The following is an 18,737-nucleotide window of genomic DNA, read 5'->3' as shown; positions in this document are numbered from 1 at the left end:
GGCAACTCAATGAACGCCCTAGAAAAACACTAAACTATCAAACACCGGCAGAACGTTTTGCCCTAACTGTTGCATCGACGGGTTGAAATCAAGACCCAAGGGAGACCTTGGAGGACAAGTCCAGTAACTCATCCCCCTAGTGTGTTACTACCTTGACCGATCCATCCACATATAGTTCTGCTGCATCATTTGGTTCATCATGTTCTGCTGCATACCCATGTATTGATCCATCATGTATTGGCGTTGCTTTAACTGCTCAGGTGTTAATTTAGAGTAATAGGGGCCCATACCATTCCAACCCATCATGTGTCCACCCATCATGCCGCCGTTACCACCACAACAACCCATCATTCCCGAACCCCACATGCCTTGCATCATATTCATGTTGCCCTGCATTGTGCTCCAGTGAGCCTGCATCAGCTTTTGCCTTTCTTGCGGATCTTGAGTTGCACGGATCTGATCCATCTGCTGTTGCATCTTTTTAAAGTTCTCTTGAATTTGAGCGGCTTGCTTATCAAACTCCGCTACATCAACATTTTTTTGTTGTGTCTGTGAGGCTTTAGTGCCCGCCCCTGCTGTTTGCGCCAAAACGGGCGCACTTAGTAAAACACCTAAACTTAAAATCGCAACCCATCCTAGCTTTTTCATTTTAGTACTCCTTGAGTTAACTGCTTGATATGAACTAACACCTAGCTTCTTAATAACCGCAATCCATTTGCCACTACTAGCAAGCTCGCACCCATATCCGCAAATACCGCCATCCACATCGTGGCTTGCCCTGTAAAGGTAAGCACAAGGAAAATAGCTTTAATGCCAAGAGCAAGAACAATGTTTTGAGTCAGAATTAGAGCGGTTGATTTGGATAGCCGAATAAAGGTAGCAATCTTGCGTAAATCATCATCCATTAGCGCAACATCAGCAGTCTCTATCGCAGTATCGGTTCCAGCCGCCCCCATCGCAAATCCAATACTTGCTCTTGCTAAAGCGGGGGCATCATTAATGCCATCTCCAACCATGCCTACCTTTACATTGGGATCCTTTTTTAGGCGACTGTCAATTATTTTGAGCTTATCTTCAGGCAATAAATTACCCATAATCTCATCGACACCCACCTGTTTACCTATTGCCTTAGCGGTGTGCTGATTGTCACCAGTGAGCATGATGGTAGTCACGCCTAATTGGTGAAGCTCATCAATAGCCTGCTTGCTTGTTTCTCTAACAGTATCGGCCACCGCAATAATGGCTAAAACCTCTGTTTGGTTGGTAAGCAATACGGCCGTTTTGCCTTGCTGCTCTAGTGGTAATAAACGATTCTCAATATCATCAGAGCACAAACCCAATTCTTCAATCAGTCGATGATTGCCAAGGTAATACAAATTACCCTCAATAACGCCTTTGACACCGCGACCCAGAATCGCCTCAAAGCTATCTACAGTCTTTAAATCATTCTTTTGCTCTTGATTAGCATGGGCAATTGCTAGAGATACGGGATGATCAGATCGCGCTGCAAGACTGATGGCAATTTCGTGAATATGCTTGTCATTGCTACTTAATGCAAAAAAGTCCGTTTGTGCAGGCTTCCCGTAGGTTAGTGTCCCTGTCTTATCTACTGCTAAGACCTTCATGCTCCGTCCTGCTTCTAAAAAAGCGCCTCCTTTAATTAAGATGCCTTTTCTTGCAGCGGCTGCTAAGCCACTCACAATCGTTACTGGTGTTGAGATCACCAAAGCACAAGGGCAGGCAATCACTAACATGACTAATGCTTTATAGATCCACTCTTGCCATGACTGCGCCATTAACAATGGAGGCAAAACAGCGACTAACACCGCAAGCAAAAAAACAGCTGGCGTATAGATCTTGGCGAATTGATCAACAAAACGCTGGGTGGGCGCACGACTTCCTTGCGCTGCTTCAACTGCATGAATAATTCGAGCTAGCGTTGAATGAGTCGCTTCTGCAGTAACTTTGTATTCGAACGATCCTGTCTGATTGATCGTTCCTGCAAATACCTCATCGCCAACTATCTTATCGACGGGTAGGCTCTCACCCGTGATTGGCGCTTGATTTACTGCCGAGTTACCACTTATTAATATGCCGTCTAAAGCTATTCGCTCTCCAGGACGCACTCGAACTAAAGCACCTAAAGCGATAGCCTTTACATCCGTTAGCACCCAAGAGCCATCGGCTTGCTGAACGGTTGCGGTTTCAGGGGTGAGGTCTAATAAGCCACGAATCGCATTACGAGCACGATCTAATGACTTGGCTTCAATTACTTCAGCTAGAGTAAATAAGAACATCACCATGGCGGCTTCTGGCCAACTTCCAATCGCCATCGCGCCTGTGACTGCAATTGACATTAAGGCATTGATATTGAGATTGCCATTCTTTAATGCAATCCAGCCCTTTTTATAGGTGGTCAGGCCACCTGAAGCAATTGAGGCGATTACTAGAGCAATGACAATCCACTGATTACCAAGTTGCAGCAATTCCATGATTTCAGCCAAGGTTGCAGTGATACCTGCAACAGCCAATGGCCACCAATTTTTTTTAGGTATAGGCTCAATCGAGCTGTCCTTTGTAGAAGTCTGACCACTTTGTAGCACCGCCTGCATTCCAATTGAACCCAAAGCGGACTCGATAGCGTCAAGTGAGTTGAGATTGTGACCAACCGTGAGTATCCTTTGCATTAAGTTAAAGTCCAGCGACTCAATGCCGTTTACACTAACTAGCTTTTTGCGAATAAGCGCCTCTTCAGTTGGGCAGTCCATATTTTCAATGCGATAGATGGCCTTATTCTTGCTCCGTATCTCAGAAGCCTTTGTCACAGGGGTTGATGTAGAACAACTACAGGAGGTATTGCATTCGCTCATAGCGGAAACCTAAATGATGAAGACATAGAACATTTAACACCCTATAGTAACTATAGAGTCAAGGGATTAGAATAAAAATGTAAAAACTTGGAGGTCAAATGAGAATTGGTGAACTAGCAACAGCCACAGGCACTCAAGTGGAAACTATTCGGTTTTATGAGCAAGAGGGTTTGTTAGCAAAACCGGCTCGATCTGAGGGTAACTTCCGAATCTACGGGGATCAGCACCTGCAACGCCTTACATTTATTCGCCACTGCCGCTCGCTGGACATGACCTTAAGTGAAATTCGTCAATTACTTCGCTTAAAAGATTTGCCCGATGAAAACTGTGATGCAGTAAATGAATTGCTTGATGCCCATATTGAAGGTGTAAGCAATCGAATTAATGAGCTACGCCAACTTGAGCGACAATTAAAGCTGCTCAGAAAACAATGTCATGCGAATCAGGACTCAGCACACTGCGGGATCTTAAATAAATTATCGCTACCCGTGAAGTAAAAAAGAGGTGACACTACCGCCTCTTATTGGCCGATAGCGGACCTTAACCCTTTATGGTTAGTTATCAAATAGGCCCAGCTGGTCCCCAATTCTCTCAGTACTCTCTTTTGTCATAAATGCATCTTGATCGGGTTGATCCAGCTCATTACCCAGACTTCTGGCAAGCTCTACCATCCGCTGCTCCATTCTCAGCAACTGCATGCGAAACGCTGCTGTGATGTTGATGTGGGTTGCGGTAGTTCTGAGGCGGTTAGCATTTCCGTGTAATACATACGCCAATTCTGCAAATTCCACGTCCAATGTTAAGTAATTTCGTTTTTTGCTGCGTCTTTTTGCCATGATTTCTCCTAATTTATTGAGTGTTTTTTGTTGTTGGGTTTTGTGGTTGGATTTAATGAAAGGATAGTTAATGCACTTTTAAGAACATGCTTAGCTTTGCGGGGGATAAAAATGTGCTGCATTGTTAACAATCGGAGTTGGGTATCAAAAAACCTAGTCCAACCCCGACCTCAGCTCTCGCATCCGCGTGCCGACCTAACCGCAGGAAATGAACTTCAGCCTTGTTCCAGAGCTCGCAGCTCGGTTTAGGGCTGAACGAAGAAGGTACCCGCCATGGGCTTTAATCTGATCGGTAGCCTGTGCCATTAGCTGCATCATTTGTGTGCCATAGTGGGTGGTTAATATGGCTCTGGATTGGGTTTTTTGGTATTCAAGAAGCACGCCACAGACTCGCTCTCCTTTCACCATTTTCTGATCAAGCACTGGGCGCCACATGGGACAGATTGCAGCGCTACATTGCTGATAGCGGGGACAGTTGATTTTGCTCATTTGGCCCCCGGCTGAATATCAAGCATTTCATGAGCCCACTCAGGGATACTTGCTTGCCCAAGGTTAGCTAAGGTGGCGCAGATCATGTAAAGCTGACGCCGGGTAAGAACTGGGTTTCTCCTACTTAACTTTAGGACGACTAGAGTATCTTTCGAGGCCTCTACGAGACCTCTAATAGGCTCCCATGCCTGCAGTAGCTCATAGCCTTGCTCGGAAGTTAAATTAAAAGACGGATTGAATTTGATACGCATTGCGTGCTCCATATATTGAGTATTTGTATTTGCTGAACGTCGGCAACAACAAGCCACAGCATCAACTCCCAAATCCCTAAAACCCCTTCTAATAATTCTTTCCTGTGAGGTTTTATAGAAATAGCAATAGATGCTGTTGCTTGCTGTGGCTAAGCTGCGGCTAACTGCGGGAACTCAGCGCTAAGATCCAGACCAATTCCCTGATAGGCCCTTGTTTTTCCGATATAGACTTTGGAGCTCATACCCCTTATCTCCAAGCGCATGGTTAGAGTGCGTTTAGAGCCCACTTGATGACCATTCTCAATGCACCATAATCGCCAGCGATTAAAGAGCGCTTGTTGATCCACTTTTTCCTCCGGGCCTTCTTTGCAGCATTCGGAAATAAACAATCCAAACACGTCACTTTCCCTTCTATATTCACTACTGGACCGCTCAATTGCTGACGATGGATTTAGACGCTCCTCTTGCCACATTAAGCAACCGCGAATTAGCCAGTTCAAAATCCCTGAGGCCTCTTTCATCAGCTTGCCCTCTAAATCGAAGTCAATCTGATCCCCAGACACTCGATTCAAGAACGGAACCATACGAATACGTCGCCACGCACCCTCAGATTGATCTGACACATAGGGCTTGTGGTTGGTTGTGACAAAAATCTTGTGCTGTGGAGCAAACTCAAACGTCTTGCCATAGAGCTCACGAGCATGCATGTTTTGCTTACTTGCTAAGGTCTTTAGGTTTTTGTCGTTCAACCTGCGCCCCTCCTCTACCTCATTGGCAATAACAAACCGCTTGCCTTGTAGACGCGCTATATCTGGAGTTGGCGTATTGTCATTAGTCTTATCTTTGCGCATCAACAGGTCGGTATCAGCAATCGCTGCGTAATCACTGAGGATGTTGTAAATAACATTAGTAAGCAGCGTCTTGCCATTGCTGCCAACACCGTAGAAAAAGTGCATGACTTCTTCGCCAACATCACCGGTTAAGGAGTACCCAAGAGCCTTTTGGATGTAGCGAATTGTTTCAGCATCACCTAGAAAGCATTCACAGATAAAGCGTTCCCATAGCGTTGCCTTAGCTTCTGGCTGATAAGCCGCCCTCACCTGCTTCGTAATAAGCATCTTTGGATCTGATGTAAGCAAGGTTCCGGTGGTTAGGTTGATAACACCATTGCTACAGCCCAGAAGCATCGGATCAGCGTCCAACTCTGCCATGCTGCCAATCCACATACCCGGTTCAGTGCTGGCTGCACGCAGCATATCTGCTCGTTTTTGATTATTTAGCGTTTGTTTTGCACTAGCCTGTATTTGCTTGTTTTCTTCGCCCTTGGGATTACTGGCAAATGCCTGCGCTGCACGCCGAATAAGCTCATTGGATGCTTGCTTAGCCAATACATCTTGCTCGCCTGATAGGCACCATTGCCAGACCTGACCATTCCATCGCAACCATTCTTTACTGGCATGGCAATACAACATTCGACCAGCGAACATCTGCGCAAACACTTTGCCGTTGTAAATATCCCCATACATCTGACCCTCACCAGTCTCGATGATTTCACCGGTTTGAAGATCAATTTGATGCCCAAGACGTAGGCGATTAGCAAAGCCCTTCTCAACCGCTCCAGATACCATGTGCCCAATATCGGCAAAATCGTTTGACCAATTTGATCTTCTTTGATCGAGGGGTATTGATTGCATAAACTGCTCACATTGCAGCCTCACATCCTCTGGTGATATGCCTTCGCTAACTAACTTGGCGGTAATTTTGAGCATCTGATCGTGATACCTACCATCCTCCGCAATCTGGCGCTTCATTTCCCCCAAATCCACTGGGCCGAATCCCGCGAAGTGATCCGAAAAAACTGATGGATCACGCGCTGATGGTGCCCCGCTATAAATATAGTGAGCATCTAAGTGCAAAGCCTCTATGAGCGCATCTAAGCCGTAACGCTTTTCGGGCGCGAACTCTACTAGACGATGAATAAATGGCGGGCTGGTCTTTGTATTCACTGCAACTGGAAGCCGCACGTATCTAACCGGATTATTGCCATTTTGATCATTGGAGTTGACATAGCTTTTACGGCTGACCTCCTGCAATAGCCTTGTTCCAAGTTGGACATCAGTAATTGGGGCGCTTAAGATAAAGCCAACTTGATAGTTATTGTCAGAAGTTTCTAAACGCCAACTTGGTGGTATTGAGATACTTTTCGCATCATCCAAAACAACAACATGCATCTCTTGCATTGTTTCCTTGCGACGCTTGGGGGCATCTGAGGCAAATAAAGAAACGCTGAAGTACGCATTTGAGTCTACATAATCGCGGCATGCATGTAATGGCGTCAATCTTCCACCCCACACCTTTTTCGCCTCATTTGGATTGGCTGTAAAACTAGTTACCCAAGCACAACGGGAGGCTGGTGGGTTATTGAAAACTGCTTGTAGAAATTCCTTGTTAGATATGGAAACACCCATAATCGCCCTTTCAAAAGACAATAAGTGGCCTTGCGGCCCGTTAGGGTTGCTTTCGGATTTTTGGTGATCTCCCACCTGCGGATGCAGGCCGATCACATATCTACAAGAGGCGATACATCCGCCGCCTCAGGGGCTTGGCCGCTGGTTTTGCAACATAAACCAAGGCACTTGGGCGCCGTCATGGCCCAGACGTTTTAGACTTTTTACAGTTGGAGACTTATTTAACGTTGGACCAACCTACCAACCTCATTCCTGCACTCTTACTAATACGCAAATCAACAGTTTATTGACGCATATTTACCTGCCCTACTTATAATAATGCAAATTTTTAGCCATTTTCGCCCTAGATAATTCACTTTTTCAAACAATTTCTTTGGCTATAACTAATAGTGCACATTTACAGACGAATTCGCCCCATTAAGACAGAATTATTTCTTCGTTTACTAAGGGTTTAAACGCCTCAATCAGCGCATCATACTTTTGCTTCAGAGAGTGGCCCGTGCCATAACCTCGACTAATAGAGGCTTTGCCCCACCCGCCAATAGCCTCCGATAAATGCTCAGGAGTATTTGCCTGGTCCAACAAGGTTTTGGTTGTATGGCGCCCCGAATAAAGGGATTTATTGTTGGCATACGTTTTAATGTATTTACTAGTTGTCGCGCTAACGTTATCGCCAAATACCTCAAAACCATCACAATAGCGTGTGAATACAGCCTCGTCTTGATGACTGTTTAGTAACTTACCCAACCATTTTGCAGCAAGGGGAATTAAGGGGACTTTACGAAGACTAGACTTTGTTTTTAATGTGCGGCTTGCGTACTCAACAATGTCGATATGGGGTATTGGATCGTTTAAGTAGACATCCTCACGACGCAATCCAGCAATCTCACTAGGCCTTGCTCCAGTTAAACAGGCTACCAAAATGAGAATGCGAATATCGTCTCCTTTAGCCACACAACCCTTTAGTATTGAACTTAGCTCTGAAATCTCAAAGTCTTCTCTGACTTTCTTATCCCCTCCCTTATTGGGGATGCTTAATCGCTCAAAGACATTGGTTATCTTTAGCGATCGCTCAATGATTGTCTTGTTGATTACCGCACGAATTGTTTTAAGCTCGCGCTCAATGGTGCCAGTCTTGACACTTTTTAAGCGATGCCGGACGTAACGCCTACCCATATCCCTAGTAACATCATCCAGTGGTATATCCCCACCAGTAACGTCATATACGTGCTTCCAGCGCTTAATAACGCCTTTTTGGAACTTCTCTTTTTGGCCATTGACATGATTTTCAAAATAAATCTCAAGCGCCTGCGAAAGCAATATAGGCAGCGGCTTCGACAACCAAGCCTTTGCAAGTTCATCGGACTTTGTCATGACTCCACCTTGTTCGCGGTCCCGAAGATAGTCCTCTATTTCGTCTAGATGTGGATAGGCATATTCACCAGCCGGCACTCTAGCTGGCGTAATTGCAGCCAAAGGAAAGACGCCATGAATATCAAGAATTGCTAAAGCCTGATTCTGTAACTCACGTGGTGTGCCTTCATTGCCATTCTTTAAAGATTTGAAATAAAGATCATAGTGACGAGCTAGCCGATCTATCTCAACAAGCATCTGAGCATGAATGGATGGTAGCTTATGGCGGACAGAATTTTGACCCTTGAAGTACCTGCGTAAGTCCTTGGGGATGGCTCGCTGGAAATAATGTTGGCCATTATTATTGGTGTAATAACGCATCTTTACTTGAATGTTCCTTGTACTAATCAATAGCATCTTAGCCTCGTTCTACATAAAACTACATAAATCTGTAGACAAAACAACTGCTAAACTATTGATTCATAAGACAGGAAGTAAACCGTTAAGGACCCTTCCTGGGCACCAAATACACCTACAAAGACCTATATGGGGCCTAAAGCCCTTTTTACAATAGGCAAGCACTCTAAGCGCCCAAAGAAAAACCGCCCAAAGGCGGCTTATTCTTTAATTAGCTAAAACTCTGATCACCAAGTCTGTTTCTTGCCATCAATCCAAGTTTCTTTAACTTTGATATTACGGATTTCATCTACGGCAGTTGCGCGAGGATTCTTCTCCAGAACAACTAAATCAGCCTGCTTACCCACTTCCAGACTGCCAATCTTGTCATCAGAGAACATTTCATAAGCCGGATTAATGGTGACTGCACGAATAGCCTGATCCACACTGACGCGTTGATTAGGCCCAAGCACCTGACGCGTAGGCTTTTGCCATAAACGACCCGCACCTTCAGAGATGTAATTGAGAGGACCTACGTTAGAAACTGGGGAATCGCTGTGATATGCATAGCGTGCTCCAAGCTTTTGGAAGCTCGCCGATGGATCAATTCGATTAGCTCGCTCTGGCCCAATCAAATGATTATGGAAAGCCTCCCCCCAATAGTCAACATGGCCAATAGTAAATCCTGGGATAGCGCCAATTTTTGCCGCCCTACTTACTTCGTCAGGAGTGTTCACCGTAAAGTGCTCAATGCGAAGACGACGCTCTTTTGGCTTAGGGTTGCCAGCTAACAATCTCTCATAGTTAGATAAGGTTTGATCAATTGCGCGGTCGCCATTAGCATGCACGGCCAATTGCCAACCTTGATCAAAGTAAGTTTTCATTTGCTGATACAGATCTTCAGTCTGATAATCCAAATTACCGCGGTTATCAGTATTTTTTGGATAGATATATGGATCGTTTAAAGCTGCAGTTAAGCCTTGAGTAGACCCATCAGAAATAAACTTGACACCAATAAAGCGTAAACGATCATTACCTTCGTTTGGCTTTAAGCCACTATATCCAGCCGGGATCGCTGGACCATACAAGTAACCGCGTACCCGAATAGGCATAGCGTCATTTGCAAATAAAGATTGGTACAGCTTCACCTCTTGATCTAGCCCTAAGTCAAAACCAACAGTAATCTCCGCAGAGGTAGTCACACCGCTAGATGCAATGTTGTTAACAGTTTTCTTAATGGCATTTACCAAGTCTGCAACAGGTGGCTTAGGCATCTTTGCCATAAACGGCGCATAAGTTGGAGGCTCAATTAGCACACCAGTCAACTTTCCTGCTCCATCTTTGACATATACTCCGCCGCCGCCAGGATTGGGTGTACTTTCTGTAACACCAGCCAATTCCAATGCCTTATGGTTTACGTAACCAATATGCCCTGATTGATTAATGATAAAAATCGGCACTGTAGTGGATACCCTATCCAAAACGTCCGCGTTCAACTCAGTCATAAATGGATCGGTGCGCGATGGATCAACACCAAAACCAAAAAGCCAACCTCCTGGAGGAACACTACTCAACGCAGCTTTCATCTTTGCATTTAATGTATCCAATGTGTCATACGGCAAATTAAAATTGGAGAGGTTTAAGCCCAATACTTCAGTCATGGCTGTACCAATGATATGTACATGAGGCTCAACAAAACCTGGCATCAAGGTTTGACCCTGAAGATCTACAACCTTAGTTGAACTAGATTGCCATTCTTTTGTAACAACATCTTTTTTTCCTGCCGCAACAATTTTTCCGTTCTGCACTGCCAATGCTTGAACCTGCTCATTCTTTGGGTTTACCGTAAGAATAGGGCCACCATAAAAAATAGTATCTGCATTTCCACCAGCAATAACTGATTGTGCAACTAGGCACATTGCTGAGAGAGCGATTCGATTGATATAGCGCATTTTTAACCTTCAGAAAAGTTGGTATTAGATGATTCTAACAGCGCAAAGTTACCCCTTAGCGGGGGCCCGCAACACCAAATGATCTTGCGGTAAGTTGGCCTAAATTGACCGTAAGCCTTAATATAGAGTCTACAAACAGAAACCTGCGCCCCTTGATAAACCCATCCAAACCCGCTCTTCTAAAAAGCACCAACTCCAAAGGAAAAAATATTAGCCTTTTTTCTGCTACTGCCCTGGGTATTGGCGGAATGATGGGCGCCGGTCTTTTTTCCCTCCTAGGCACAGCGAGCGCCCATGCTGGATCCCACATTCCCCTTGCATTTTTGCTTGGCGCTATTGCCGCATCATTTTCCGTCTACTCCTATGCCAAATTAGGCGCCACCTACCCCAGCAGCGGAGGTGCCGCTACATTTACCGTGATGAGTTTTGGGCCTGGTGTAGTTTCTGGCGGCCTCAATATATTTCAATTCATAGCCTATCTTATTGCTGCCGCACTTTACGCCGCTGGTTTTTCTGAATATGCTAATACCTTGTTTGGCGGCAACTTATCACCTTTAGAAGTAAAGTTTATTAGCGCTGGCATCGTTATTTTTTGTGCCGGGATTAAATTGCTTGGCACTAATTTTGTTGGTAAAGCAGAGGCACTAGCAATTGGCTTTGTGACGATTGCTCTTTTGCTCTTTTCGGTAGACGGCATTCATGTTGCTGATATTGGCGCATTTGAGCCATCAAGCTGGTCGATTAATGGCATTGCCATTGCTACTGGTATCTTGTATATCAATTACCAAGGTTTCGGCGTAGTCACCAACTCCTCTAACGCCATGCAAGAGCCTCGGAAAGAGCTTCCGCTTGCGATGTTTTCAGCACTTATTTTGGTAACTATTGCTTATGTTCTAGTGAGTACCGCATCCATACTTCTACTCTCCCCCGCTCAAATGGCGGCCTATAACGGCCATGTATTGGCCGATGCCGCCCAAATCGTAGCTGGAAAGACAGGATTTGTTGTGATAGGTGCATCTGCCCTCTTAGCTTGCGCCGCAGCCCTTAATGCCACCATCTTTGCTGCATCAAACATCGCTGCTGACATGGCCAACAAGAACTCAATCTCTAAAGCCCTTGGTGAGTCAGTCTTAAAAACAGGGTTGCGCTCTTTAACCATATCCACCCTTTTGGTAATTGGATTGGTATTAGCATTTCCACTAGAGGTGGTTGGAAAAATGGCCAGCCTTGCCTTTTTATTGGTCTACGCTGCCATTACTTACGGACATATTCGCGTACGAAATCAAACAGGTGCCAAGATTTGGCCCCTATGGACGGCAATCGTTATTAACTTAAGCTTGTTTACTACTTTGTTTCTGAATGTGATTGAGACAGCGCCGAATAGTGCAATTGCTTTGATGATTGCCTTGGTTGGCTCTTTTGCAGTTGAGGCCACCTCTCGTAAATTTCTCAGAAATAAATTACAGCCCCATTGAACGGTGCAAGATTTTAGATTTCATCTCCGCCCAGAGGCTTTCAAAGTCGTCGATCTTGTCATTAGATAATTGAATAGGCTCAAAGAGGCCTCCAAAAATAATAGAGCTCTTCTTTACCAAAGTCTTTTCAAATTCACCTAAGCCAATCGGCTTATTGTCCATATCTCTAGTCAGCTCTGCCGAGCAGACAATCGCTTGGGCATCATCTCGATCAATTACTGCAAACTCAATATATTGCTGATTTTTTTCGACGATGACTAAAGTGCCACGGGCATAACAAACCGCTTCGTGCGCCTGCACGATGTAAGCAAGAAATTGATTCTGTTCGTCCTCTTTCTCAAAAGGAAGATCATCAACAAAAAAGAGGTATTGATCGCCCTCGCCATTTACCAAAGTAAATACCTTTGGCACAGCACCATGACCCAGGGCCAAGTTACGGTAATAGGTAGAAATTTCTACCGCAAGGTTTTCAGAAAATAAGTGCATAGCAATTTAAAAAATATTACTCTTTACGAGTTTTAATCGATTCGATAATTTTATAGAAGGCGTCTGGCTTTACAGAGTTCTGCCCCTTGAATGGTTGATCAGTGATCACCAGCAGAGAAATCAATGCACCCATCGTCACTGGCAAAATTTTCAAGCCCAAGAAAAACGAATCCGAGGGCACAAATAAAGTATTAATCCCCACCAGTGAAAACATACAAATGAGAATGACCACCCAAAATAAGCCGGGCAACCGGATGTTGGCACGCTCAATACGCGCTTCCCTACTTTCAGCTACTTCCTCTGATTTCTTAATAATGTCGGTATACATTGCCGTCTGACGGTTGGTATGGGGCTCAATTGACATCAGCTTCCGAGATATTCCGCGCCAGAGCATATGGGTCTTCGTGCTGCCCTCGTTTTTTTGCAAAAGCGGCCATTCGTCAATGACAATAGAGTTCATGTATTCAAATAACTCGGCACGAATCAGCGCTATGGATGGGTCACCAAAACGAGTAAGTAGACGATCCAGATTATTAATACGCCCTGCCTCTTGAGAAACCAAAGTTTGCACTTCACGAAAATTACTTTGTGCTTGATTCAGTAAAAAACCAATCAATAGGCCGCTCAAGGTAATGATGGATCCAAAAAGTGCCAAACCCAATCTAGTGCTATCTTGCGTTGGCACCAAGAACGGGATGCTTTGCAACATACGAGGCATCAAATCAAGCAAGCTAACAAAAAAGAGAATTAGCACTAGCAAGATTTGGACATTGCTTCTCTTGTATATCCAATTGAAGAATACGTCTTCGCGGGCGGTATTTTTCATGAGGCCTAGCTAGCTATATATTTTTTTAAGAAAACCAAAGTGCGGTCCCAGGCTAACTGTGCCGCTTCAGCGTTGTACTTGAGGGGCGTCAACCCACGAGTATCCGATTTGGGGTTCGCGAAGGCATGCTTAGTGTCATAGCGGTGAAACTCATAACTAACGCCCGCTAGTTTTAGCTTTTCTTCAAGCTGATCAACGCCCGCTATTGGGAAGAACTCATCGTGTAAGGCCCAGTGGCCTAGCATCGGCTTGGTAATTGCTTTGGCATCGACATAATCCAATGGAGGATTGCCATACCAAACAATAGAGGCATCTAATTCTGGGACATTGCAGGCCGTAAGAACAGTTAGTGCTCCGCCCATGCAAAAACCAGTTACCGCAACCTTTGCGCTGCCAGTTGCCTTTAGATATCGAACGGCGCCACGAATATCTTGGCCAGCCGCATCGCCAAAATTAAGGTCGCCCATTAAATGTTCGGCCTCATTTGCTTCAAGAGCCAATTTGCCGCGATATAAGTCAGGCACTAGCGCACGATATCCGGCTTTAGCAAAGCGATCCGCTACGGCCTTTACTTCATCATCTAGACCCCACCACTCCTGAATGACAACTATGCCAGGGGCATTCGCCTTATCACTTGGCTCAGCCAAATATCCTTTGAGAAGCTGTCCATCAGGTCTTTTAAATTCAATCATGAGATCTCCTATGTTCTTTAGTTCTTATGCTTTTTTCTTATCGGAATGAATATATCCTACCAGCCAGAATGTCAGTAATCCACAGACTGCCGCTCCGTAACCCACTAGGTTGTAGTGCTGCATCATGCCATCCGGTCCAATAGTAACTACCCAACCCGCCAAGACCGAGGCAATACCAGAAGAAAGCATTTGCACGGAACCAATCAGACTCATAAAGGTTCCACGTATCTTGCTTTCAACTAGCTGACTCACCATGGCCATAGCTGGAATCATTCTTCCAGAAACCAAAATGAAGAATGCTGTTGAATTAATCAGCACAATCCACAAAGGCGTCACCGGCAAATTGGTCGTAACTAAGAGCGGAATCAAGCTAATGATTGCTAACACCCTAAATACCAGCACCTTGCCATGCTTATCTGACATATGCCCGATAAAGCGAGAGCTCATCAGGGTCGCTATGCCACCGCACAAGTAGATTAAAGAAATATAAGAGTTACTGATGCCGACATTAGAAGTCAGATACAAAGCGATATAAGGAATTACCGAAAATCCCGTAATCATGATCAGCGCCATAAAGATGAAAGCCTTAATGTTCTGGCGCGCTATTACGATTTTTATAATCTGGCTAAGGCGACTGCCCTCATGCACATGTTCTAGATGACCAGCTATCTTCGGAATGTTGCGGTAACCCAGGTAAAGAATCAAAGTTGAGACGATGGCAATAAAGAAGAATGGAGCACGCCAGCCTAAAGAAGGAATATGGTTTGCCAGAAATAATCCCAGCGGAACGCCAGCAACAGTGGAGACCGAGAATGCAGCCATCACCGTTCCCAGCGCCTTACCTCTGCGCTCAAACGGGATTGAATCAGCCACAATGGTTTGAACCAAGGAGCCTAAGATTCCACCAAATGCACCAGCAAAAGCTCGGGCTATAAAAAGCAACTCATAATTCGGCGCCAAGCCGCAAGCTAGTGTTGCAATAATGAAGCATACATAGAGACTGAGAAGCAGCTTTCTGCGCTCAAATCGATCCACATAGTAAGTGGCGAAAATACCTGCTGCTGCAGCGGCAAAGGTATACGAAGACAGCAGCAAACCAAATTGATGGGTATTGATATTGAGCACCCGAATAAACTCAGGGCCCAAAGGCATCATGATCATGAAATCAAGGATGTGGGTGAACTGAATACCCGCCAAAGAAAACAAAAAGAAGCGTTCGCGCTTCTTGGTTTCAAGAATATGAGGGGTGGTATTCAAGGGCTACTTTACTTGGGCTATTCAATATGACATTATCAACCCTGATAAGGATATTTGCATATCCAGCTTTTTTAGATTACGCTCAATTTATGCCCACTACCCCCGACTACTTAGCCCAAGCAACTCTGGCAGGTATTCCGCTATTACCTCTCATCAGGGATGTTCTTTATGGGATATTAGGGCTAATTCTGGTGCTCTTTTTCCATGGTGGCTTGCTTAATTTCATCATGATGCGCTTTGAGAGATTAACCAACCAAAATCTTAAATACAAACAATACAATCGTGTATTTTTTCATTTCTATGCGTCTTTTTTCTTTATAGCCATTATTCATATCTCAGAGATTATTGTCTGGACGCTGTACATTCTTAGCCTTGGCTTGATTGATAACGCAATTCAAACGCTTCTATTTGTAGGTAGCTGTTACACCACGGTAGGCTTTATCGCCGACATTTTGCCCAATGGCTGGAAAAGCCTCGCATTCTTTATTTCCTTTTCAGGCCTCTTCGCCATCGCATGGACTACCTCAAGCATGATCGGGATGACGAATTCGTATAGGGCCGCTTGGAATCTTAAACACCACCAAAAAGATCCTAACGCGTCTTAATGTAGTAACCATACACACAACGATTGCCACCCCTTGAGGGATCATGCGTATCGTGTATGACGCCATCAATAATAGCGGTGAGATGCTTAGAAACCTTGGCAATCAGTATTTTGCTAGGCAACTCATCAGGACGTAAGTGCACCTGACAGCCTGCCCCCACCTTCATAGTTGGCACCCACTCAAAACCCTGAGCTAGGATGTAGTCATGAAACACATTGCGGTGATTGCCATTCCTAGGGGATGATCCTTTTGCATTGAGCCTCTTTGCCAAGCGATCATTTTTGAGTTGGGCGTAACTCTCATTCGCAAGCCTTAAATCTTCATACACGCGCATATATGGAAGGTTTGCGGCAATTGCTATCGATCTCACTACACAATCCCCTGCACCACCTTTGAAACCAGCCGCCTCCCTACCACCATCATTAAACTGAAATGGAAACCGGGAGCGGGTATTAGAGAATGGGTTTAGAAATCCGAACATGCTCAATAGTTAATAATTTGTAACCAATAAAAAATGGATTTGCTTTGTGAGCAAATCCATTCTTATTTAGGGTCTTAGCTAAATTACTTAGCGTGCGCTTTCTTTACCTCTAAACGCCAGGCGTGCAACAAAGGCTCTGTGTAGCCATTAGGCTGCTCAAGACCCTTGAAAATCAAATCGCTAGCTGCTTTATAAGCATAAGAATCTTTGTAGTTAGGCATCATTGGCTGATACAAAGGATCGCCAGCATTCTGACCATCAACTACTTTAGCCATACGCTGCAAAGTTTCGTTGACTTGATCAGCAGTAACGATACCGTTGAGCAACCAGTTAGCAATATGCTGGCTGGAGATACGCAATGTTGCACGATCTTCCATCAAGCCTACGTTATGAATATCAGGCACCTTAGAGCAACCAACGCCTTGATCGATCCAACGAACTACATAACCCAAGATACCCTGGCAATTGTTATCTAACTCCTGCTGAATCTCTTCCTTAGACCAGTTAGCCTTCTCAACCACAGGAATAGTCAACAAATCGTTGATCAATGCTTCAGCTTCAGCTTGAGTATCAAGCTTTTCCATTTCTTTCTGGAGTTCAGCGACGTTTACTTGATGGTAGTGAAGCGCATGCAAGGTTGCAGCTGTTGGTGATGGTACCCAAGCAGTATTTGCTCCCGCTTTAGGATGAACAATCTTCTGCTCAACCATAGCCTTCATCATGTCTGGCATTGCCCACATACCCTTACCGATTTGAGCGCGGCCACGCAAGCCACAATCCAAACCTGCAAATACGTTGCGACGCTCATAAGCGGACAACCATTTGCTAGTCTTCATATCGCCTTTACGCATCATTGGGCCTGCATACATTGCTGTGTGCATTTCATCACCAGTACGGTCCAAGAAGCCAGTATTAATGAAGGCTACACGCGCACCAGCAGCAGCAATTGCCGCTTTGATGTTTGCGCTCATGCGACGCTCTTCGTCCATGATGCCTAACTTCACTGTATCCGCTGGCAGGCCGAGTAGCTTTTCAACACGACCAAACAATTCACCTGCAAAAGCCACTTCTTCTGGGCTGTGCATTTTTGGCTTAACGATATAAACAGAACCCTTGCGTGTATTACCAATTGTTTGGCTTGCTGGACGGTTGATGTCATACAAGGCGATCAATACAGTTACTACTGCATCCAAGATACCCTCGTAGATCTCCTTACCTTCACCAGTAATGATCGCCGGGTTAGTCATCAAATGGCCAACGTTACGCAGGAACAAGAGTGATCGGCCATGCAAAGTGACCACGCCATCTTTTGCATCTACTGCGCCGATGCCAGCTTTGTATTTGCGATCTGGATTCAGAGTGCGGGTAATAGTCTTATCACCCTTCTTTACTTCCTCAACTAAAGTGCCTTTGAGGATGCCCAACCAATTCTCATAAGCTAGAACCTTGTCATCGCCATCCACTGCAGCAATAGAGTCTTCCAAGTCCAAAATAGTAGAAAGAGCAGCTTCCAATACAACATCATTGATGCCTGCAGGATCACTGGCGCCAATCGTTTTGCTCTTATTAATTTCGATATCAATGTGAACGCCGTTATTGCGCAACAAGATAGAACTTGGAGCCGCTGCATCACCTTGGTAACCCACGAATTGCTTCTCATCAGCCAAGCCAGTACTTGTACCGTCCTTTAACTTCACAGATAACTTATTGCCATCTACTGTGTAAGCTACTGAATCACGGTGTGATCCTTTTGCCAATGGTGCAGCTTGGTCCAAGAAGTTACGTGCATAAGCAACTACCTTAGCGCCGCGAATCGGATTGTAAGCACCAGTCTTGGTAGCGCCATCTTCTTCAGATAAAACATCGGTACCATAGAGAGCATCATACAAAGAGCCCCACCGTGCATTAGCAGCATTTAATGCATAACGCGCATTCAGAACTGGAACCACTAATTGAGGGCCAGCCTGCAGCGCTAACTCGTCATCTACATTCTTGGTTGTGGCGGTAATTTTCCCTGGGACATCAACTAAGTAATCGATTTCTTTTAAGAACTTACGGTAAGCAGGCATATCTTTGATTGGGCCTGGATTCGCTTGGTGCCATTTATCCAAATCCAATTGAATACGATCACGCTTTGCGAGCAGGGCTTCATTCTTTGGGGTTAAGTCTTTAACGATTTCATCAAAGCCCTTCCAAAAGTCAGCACTCTTAATACCAGTACCTGGAAGTACTTTATCTTCGATGAATCGATATAAGGGAGTTGCCACTTGAAGGCTATTGCAAGTTGTGCGCGCAGTCAT

At 45.0% G+C, this 18,737-nt stretch carries 17 protein-coding genes; 3 read left to right on the top strand and 14 right to left on the bottom strand.

Features of this window, described 5'->3' with window-relative positions; genetic code table 11:
* Positions 1-147: 147 nt before the first annotated feature.
* Together ICN18_RS08280 and ICN18_RS08275 are read right to left on the bottom strand one after the other, a co-directional pair.
* Positions 148-648 carry a hypothetical protein gene (locus ICN18_RS08280; RefSeq protein ID WP_068949419.1) on the bottom strand — a complete coding sequence of 167 codons (501 nt, stop codon included), beginning with the start codon at positions 646-648 and terminating at the stop codon, positions 148-150.
* A gap of 41 nt (positions 649-689) precedes the next feature.
* Positions 690-2,870 carry a heavy metal translocating P-type ATPase gene (locus ICN18_RS08275; protein ID WP_216190034.1) on the bottom strand — a complete coding sequence of 727 codons (2,181 nt, stop codon included), beginning with the start codon at positions 2,868-2,870 and terminating at the stop codon, positions 690-692.
* A 98-nt stretch (positions 2,871-2,968) separates the two neighbouring features.
* Here ICN18_RS08275 and cadR point away from each other — a divergent pair, with 98 nt between their 5' ends.
* Entirely contained in the window at positions 2,969-3,367 is a 399-nt protein-coding gene (gene cadR, locus ICN18_RS08270; protein WP_068949421.1) for a Cd(II)/Pb(II)-responsive transcriptional regulator, read from the top strand.
* 57 nt (positions 3,368-3,424) lie between these two features.
* Here cadR and ICN18_RS08265 read toward each other — a convergent pair whose 3' ends face one another.
* From ICN18_RS08265 to ICN18_RS08240, 6 genes are all read right to left on the bottom strand, one after another.
* Entirely contained in the window at positions 3,425-3,706 is a 282-nt protein-coding gene (locus tag ICN18_RS08265) for a hypothetical protein (protein ID WP_216190033.1), read from the bottom strand.
* A 195-nt stretch (positions 3,707-3,901) separates the two neighbouring features.
* Positions 3,902-4,195 (bottom strand): hypothetical protein, encoded by a 294-nt coding sequence (locus tag ICN18_RS08260; RefSeq protein WP_216190032.1) that lies wholly within the window; start codon positions 4,193-4,195, stop codon positions 3,902-3,904.
* Positions 4,192-4,446, bottom strand: a complete 255-nt coding sequence (locus ICN18_RS08255) for a death domain-containing protein (protein WP_216190031.1) — start codon at positions 4,444-4,446, stop codon at positions 4,192-4,194. The genes ICN18_RS08260 and ICN18_RS08255 overlap by 4 nt, the downstream gene beginning before the upstream one ends.
* Before the next feature lie 149 nt (positions 4,447-4,595).
* A complete protein-coding gene (locus ICN18_RS08250) occupies positions 4,596-6,914 on the bottom strand; it encodes a DNA primase family protein (protein ID WP_216190030.1) in 2,319 nt (772 codons plus the stop codon).
* 417 nt (positions 6,915-7,331) lie between these two features.
* Positions 7,332-8,684, bottom strand: a complete 1,353-nt coding sequence (locus ICN18_RS08245) for a phage integrase SAM-like domain-containing protein (protein ID WP_216190029.1) — start codon at positions 8,682-8,684, stop codon at positions 7,332-7,334.
* A 227-nt stretch (positions 8,685-8,911) separates the two neighbouring features.
* A complete protein-coding gene (locus ICN18_RS08240; RefSeq protein WP_216190028.1) occupies positions 8,912-10,615 on the bottom strand; it encodes an amidohydrolase in 1,704 nt (567 codons plus the stop codon).
* 152 nt (positions 10,616-10,767) lie between these two features.
* Between ICN18_RS08240 and ICN18_RS08235 the strand changes: the two genes are divergently transcribed.
* Positions 10,768-12,090, top strand: a complete 1,323-nt coding sequence (locus ICN18_RS08235; protein WP_216190027.1) for an APC family permease — start codon at positions 10,768-10,770, stop codon at positions 12,088-12,090.
* Here ICN18_RS08235 and ICN18_RS08230 read toward each other — a convergent pair.
* From ICN18_RS08230 to ICN18_RS08215, 4 genes are read right to left on the bottom strand one after another with little or no spacing between them, the layout of a single operon-like run.
* Positions 12,076-12,576 carry a hypothetical protein gene (locus ICN18_RS08230; RefSeq protein ID WP_216190026.1) on the bottom strand — a complete coding sequence of 167 codons (501 nt, stop codon included), beginning with the start codon at positions 12,574-12,576 and terminating at the stop codon, positions 12,076-12,078. The genes ICN18_RS08235 and ICN18_RS08230 overlap by 15 nt on opposite strands.
* A 16-nt stretch (positions 12,577-12,592) precedes the next feature.
* On the bottom strand, positions 12,593-13,402 hold the full coding sequence (locus tag ICN18_RS08225) for a bestrophin-like domain (protein WP_216190025.1): 810 nt from the start codon (positions 13,400-13,402) through the stop codon (positions 12,593-12,595).
* A 5-nt stretch (positions 13,403-13,407) separates the two neighbouring features.
* Entirely contained in the window at positions 13,408-14,094 is a 687-nt protein-coding gene (locus ICN18_RS08220; protein WP_216190024.1) for a dienelactone hydrolase family protein, read from the bottom strand.
* A 24-nt stretch (positions 14,095-14,118) separates the two neighbouring features.
* Complete coding sequence (locus ICN18_RS08215) at positions 14,119-15,351, bottom strand: MFS transporter (RefSeq protein WP_255532166.1); 1,233 nt, start codon at positions 15,349-15,351, stop codon at positions 14,119-14,121.
* 89 nt (positions 15,352-15,440) lie between these two features.
* On the opposite strand from ICN18_RS08215, the gene ICN18_RS08210 reads away from it, so the two are divergent.
* Positions 15,441-15,956, top strand: a complete 516-nt coding sequence (locus ICN18_RS08210) for a hypothetical protein (RefSeq protein ID WP_216190023.1) — start codon at positions 15,441-15,443, stop codon at positions 15,954-15,956.
* Here ICN18_RS08210 and ICN18_RS08205 read toward each other — a convergent pair.
* Together ICN18_RS08205 and ICN18_RS08200 are read right to left on the bottom strand one after the other, a co-directional pair.
* On the bottom strand, positions 15,943-16,437 hold the full coding sequence (locus ICN18_RS08205; RefSeq protein WP_216190022.1) for a hypothetical protein: 495 nt from the start codon (positions 16,435-16,437) through the stop codon (positions 15,943-15,945). The two genes, ICN18_RS08210 and ICN18_RS08205, sit on opposite strands and share 14 nt — an antisense overlap.
* 83 nt (positions 16,438-16,520) lie before the next feature.
* Entirely contained in the window at positions 16,521-18,737 is a 2,217-nt protein-coding gene (locus tag ICN18_RS08200; protein WP_216190021.1) for a malate synthase G, read from the bottom strand.

Source organism: Polynucleobacter parvulilacunae (assembly GCF_018881715.1).
Lineage (GTDB): Bacteria > Pseudomonadota > Gammaproteobacteria > Burkholderiales > Burkholderiaceae > Polynucleobacter > Polynucleobacter parvulilacunae.
The sequence above is the reverse complement of the archived record's forward strand: the minus strand, read 5'-3'. Positions and strand labels throughout refer to the sequence as shown.

Coding starts and splice junctions, on each gene's coding strand:
- ICN18_RS08280 (WP_068949419.1), bottom strand. CDS start 648: ATGAAAAAGCTAGGATGGGTTGCGATTTTAAGTTTAGGTGTTTTACTA.
- ICN18_RS08275 (WP_216190034.1), bottom strand. CDS start 2,870: ATGAGCGAATGCAATACCTCCTGTAGTTGTTCTACATCAACCCCTGTG.
- cadR (WP_068949421.1), top strand. CDS start 2,969: ATGAGAATTGGTGAACTAGCAACAGCCACAGGCACTCAAGTGGAAACT.
- ICN18_RS08265 (WP_216190033.1), bottom strand. CDS start 3,706: ATGGCAAAAAGACGCAGCAAAAAACGAAATTACTTAACATTGGACGTG.
- ICN18_RS08260 (WP_216190032.1), bottom strand. CDS start 4,195: ATGAGCAAAATCAACTGTCCCCGCTATCAGCAATGTAGCGCTGCAATC.
- ICN18_RS08255 (WP_216190031.1), bottom strand. CDS start 4,446: ATGCGTATCAAATTCAATCCGTCTTTTAATTTAACTTCCGAGCAAGGC.
- ICN18_RS08250 (WP_216190030.1), bottom strand. CDS start 6,914: ATGGGTGTTTCCATATCTAACAAGGAATTTCTACAAGCAGTTTTCAAT.
- ICN18_RS08245 (WP_216190029.1), bottom strand. CDS start 8,684: ATGCTATTGATTAGTACAAGGAACATTCAAGTAAAGATGCGTTATTAC.
- ICN18_RS08240 (WP_216190028.1), bottom strand. CDS start 10,615: ATGCGCTATATCAATCGAATCGCTCTCTCAGCAATGTGCCTAGTTGCA.
- ICN18_RS08230 (WP_216190026.1), bottom strand. CDS start 12,576: ATGCACTTATTTTCTGAAAACCTTGCGGTAGAAATTTCTACCTATTAC.
- ICN18_RS08225 (WP_216190025.1), bottom strand. CDS start 13,402: ATGAAAAATACCGCCCGCGAAGACGTATTCTTCAATTGGATATACAAG.
- ICN18_RS08220 (WP_216190024.1), bottom strand. CDS start 14,094: ATGATTGAATTTAAAAGACCTGATGGACAGCTTCTCAAAGGATATTTG.
- ICN18_RS08210 (WP_216190023.1), top strand. CDS start 15,441: ATGCCCACTACCCCCGACTACTTAGCCCAAGCAACTCTGGCAGGTATT.
- ICN18_RS08205 (WP_216190022.1), bottom strand. CDS start 16,437: ATGTTCGGATTTCTAAACCCATTCTCTAATACCCGCTCCCGGTTTCCA.
- ICN18_RS08200 (WP_216190021.1), bottom strand. CDS start 18,737: ATGACTGCGCGCACAACTTGCAATAGCCTTCAAGTGGCAACTCCCTTA.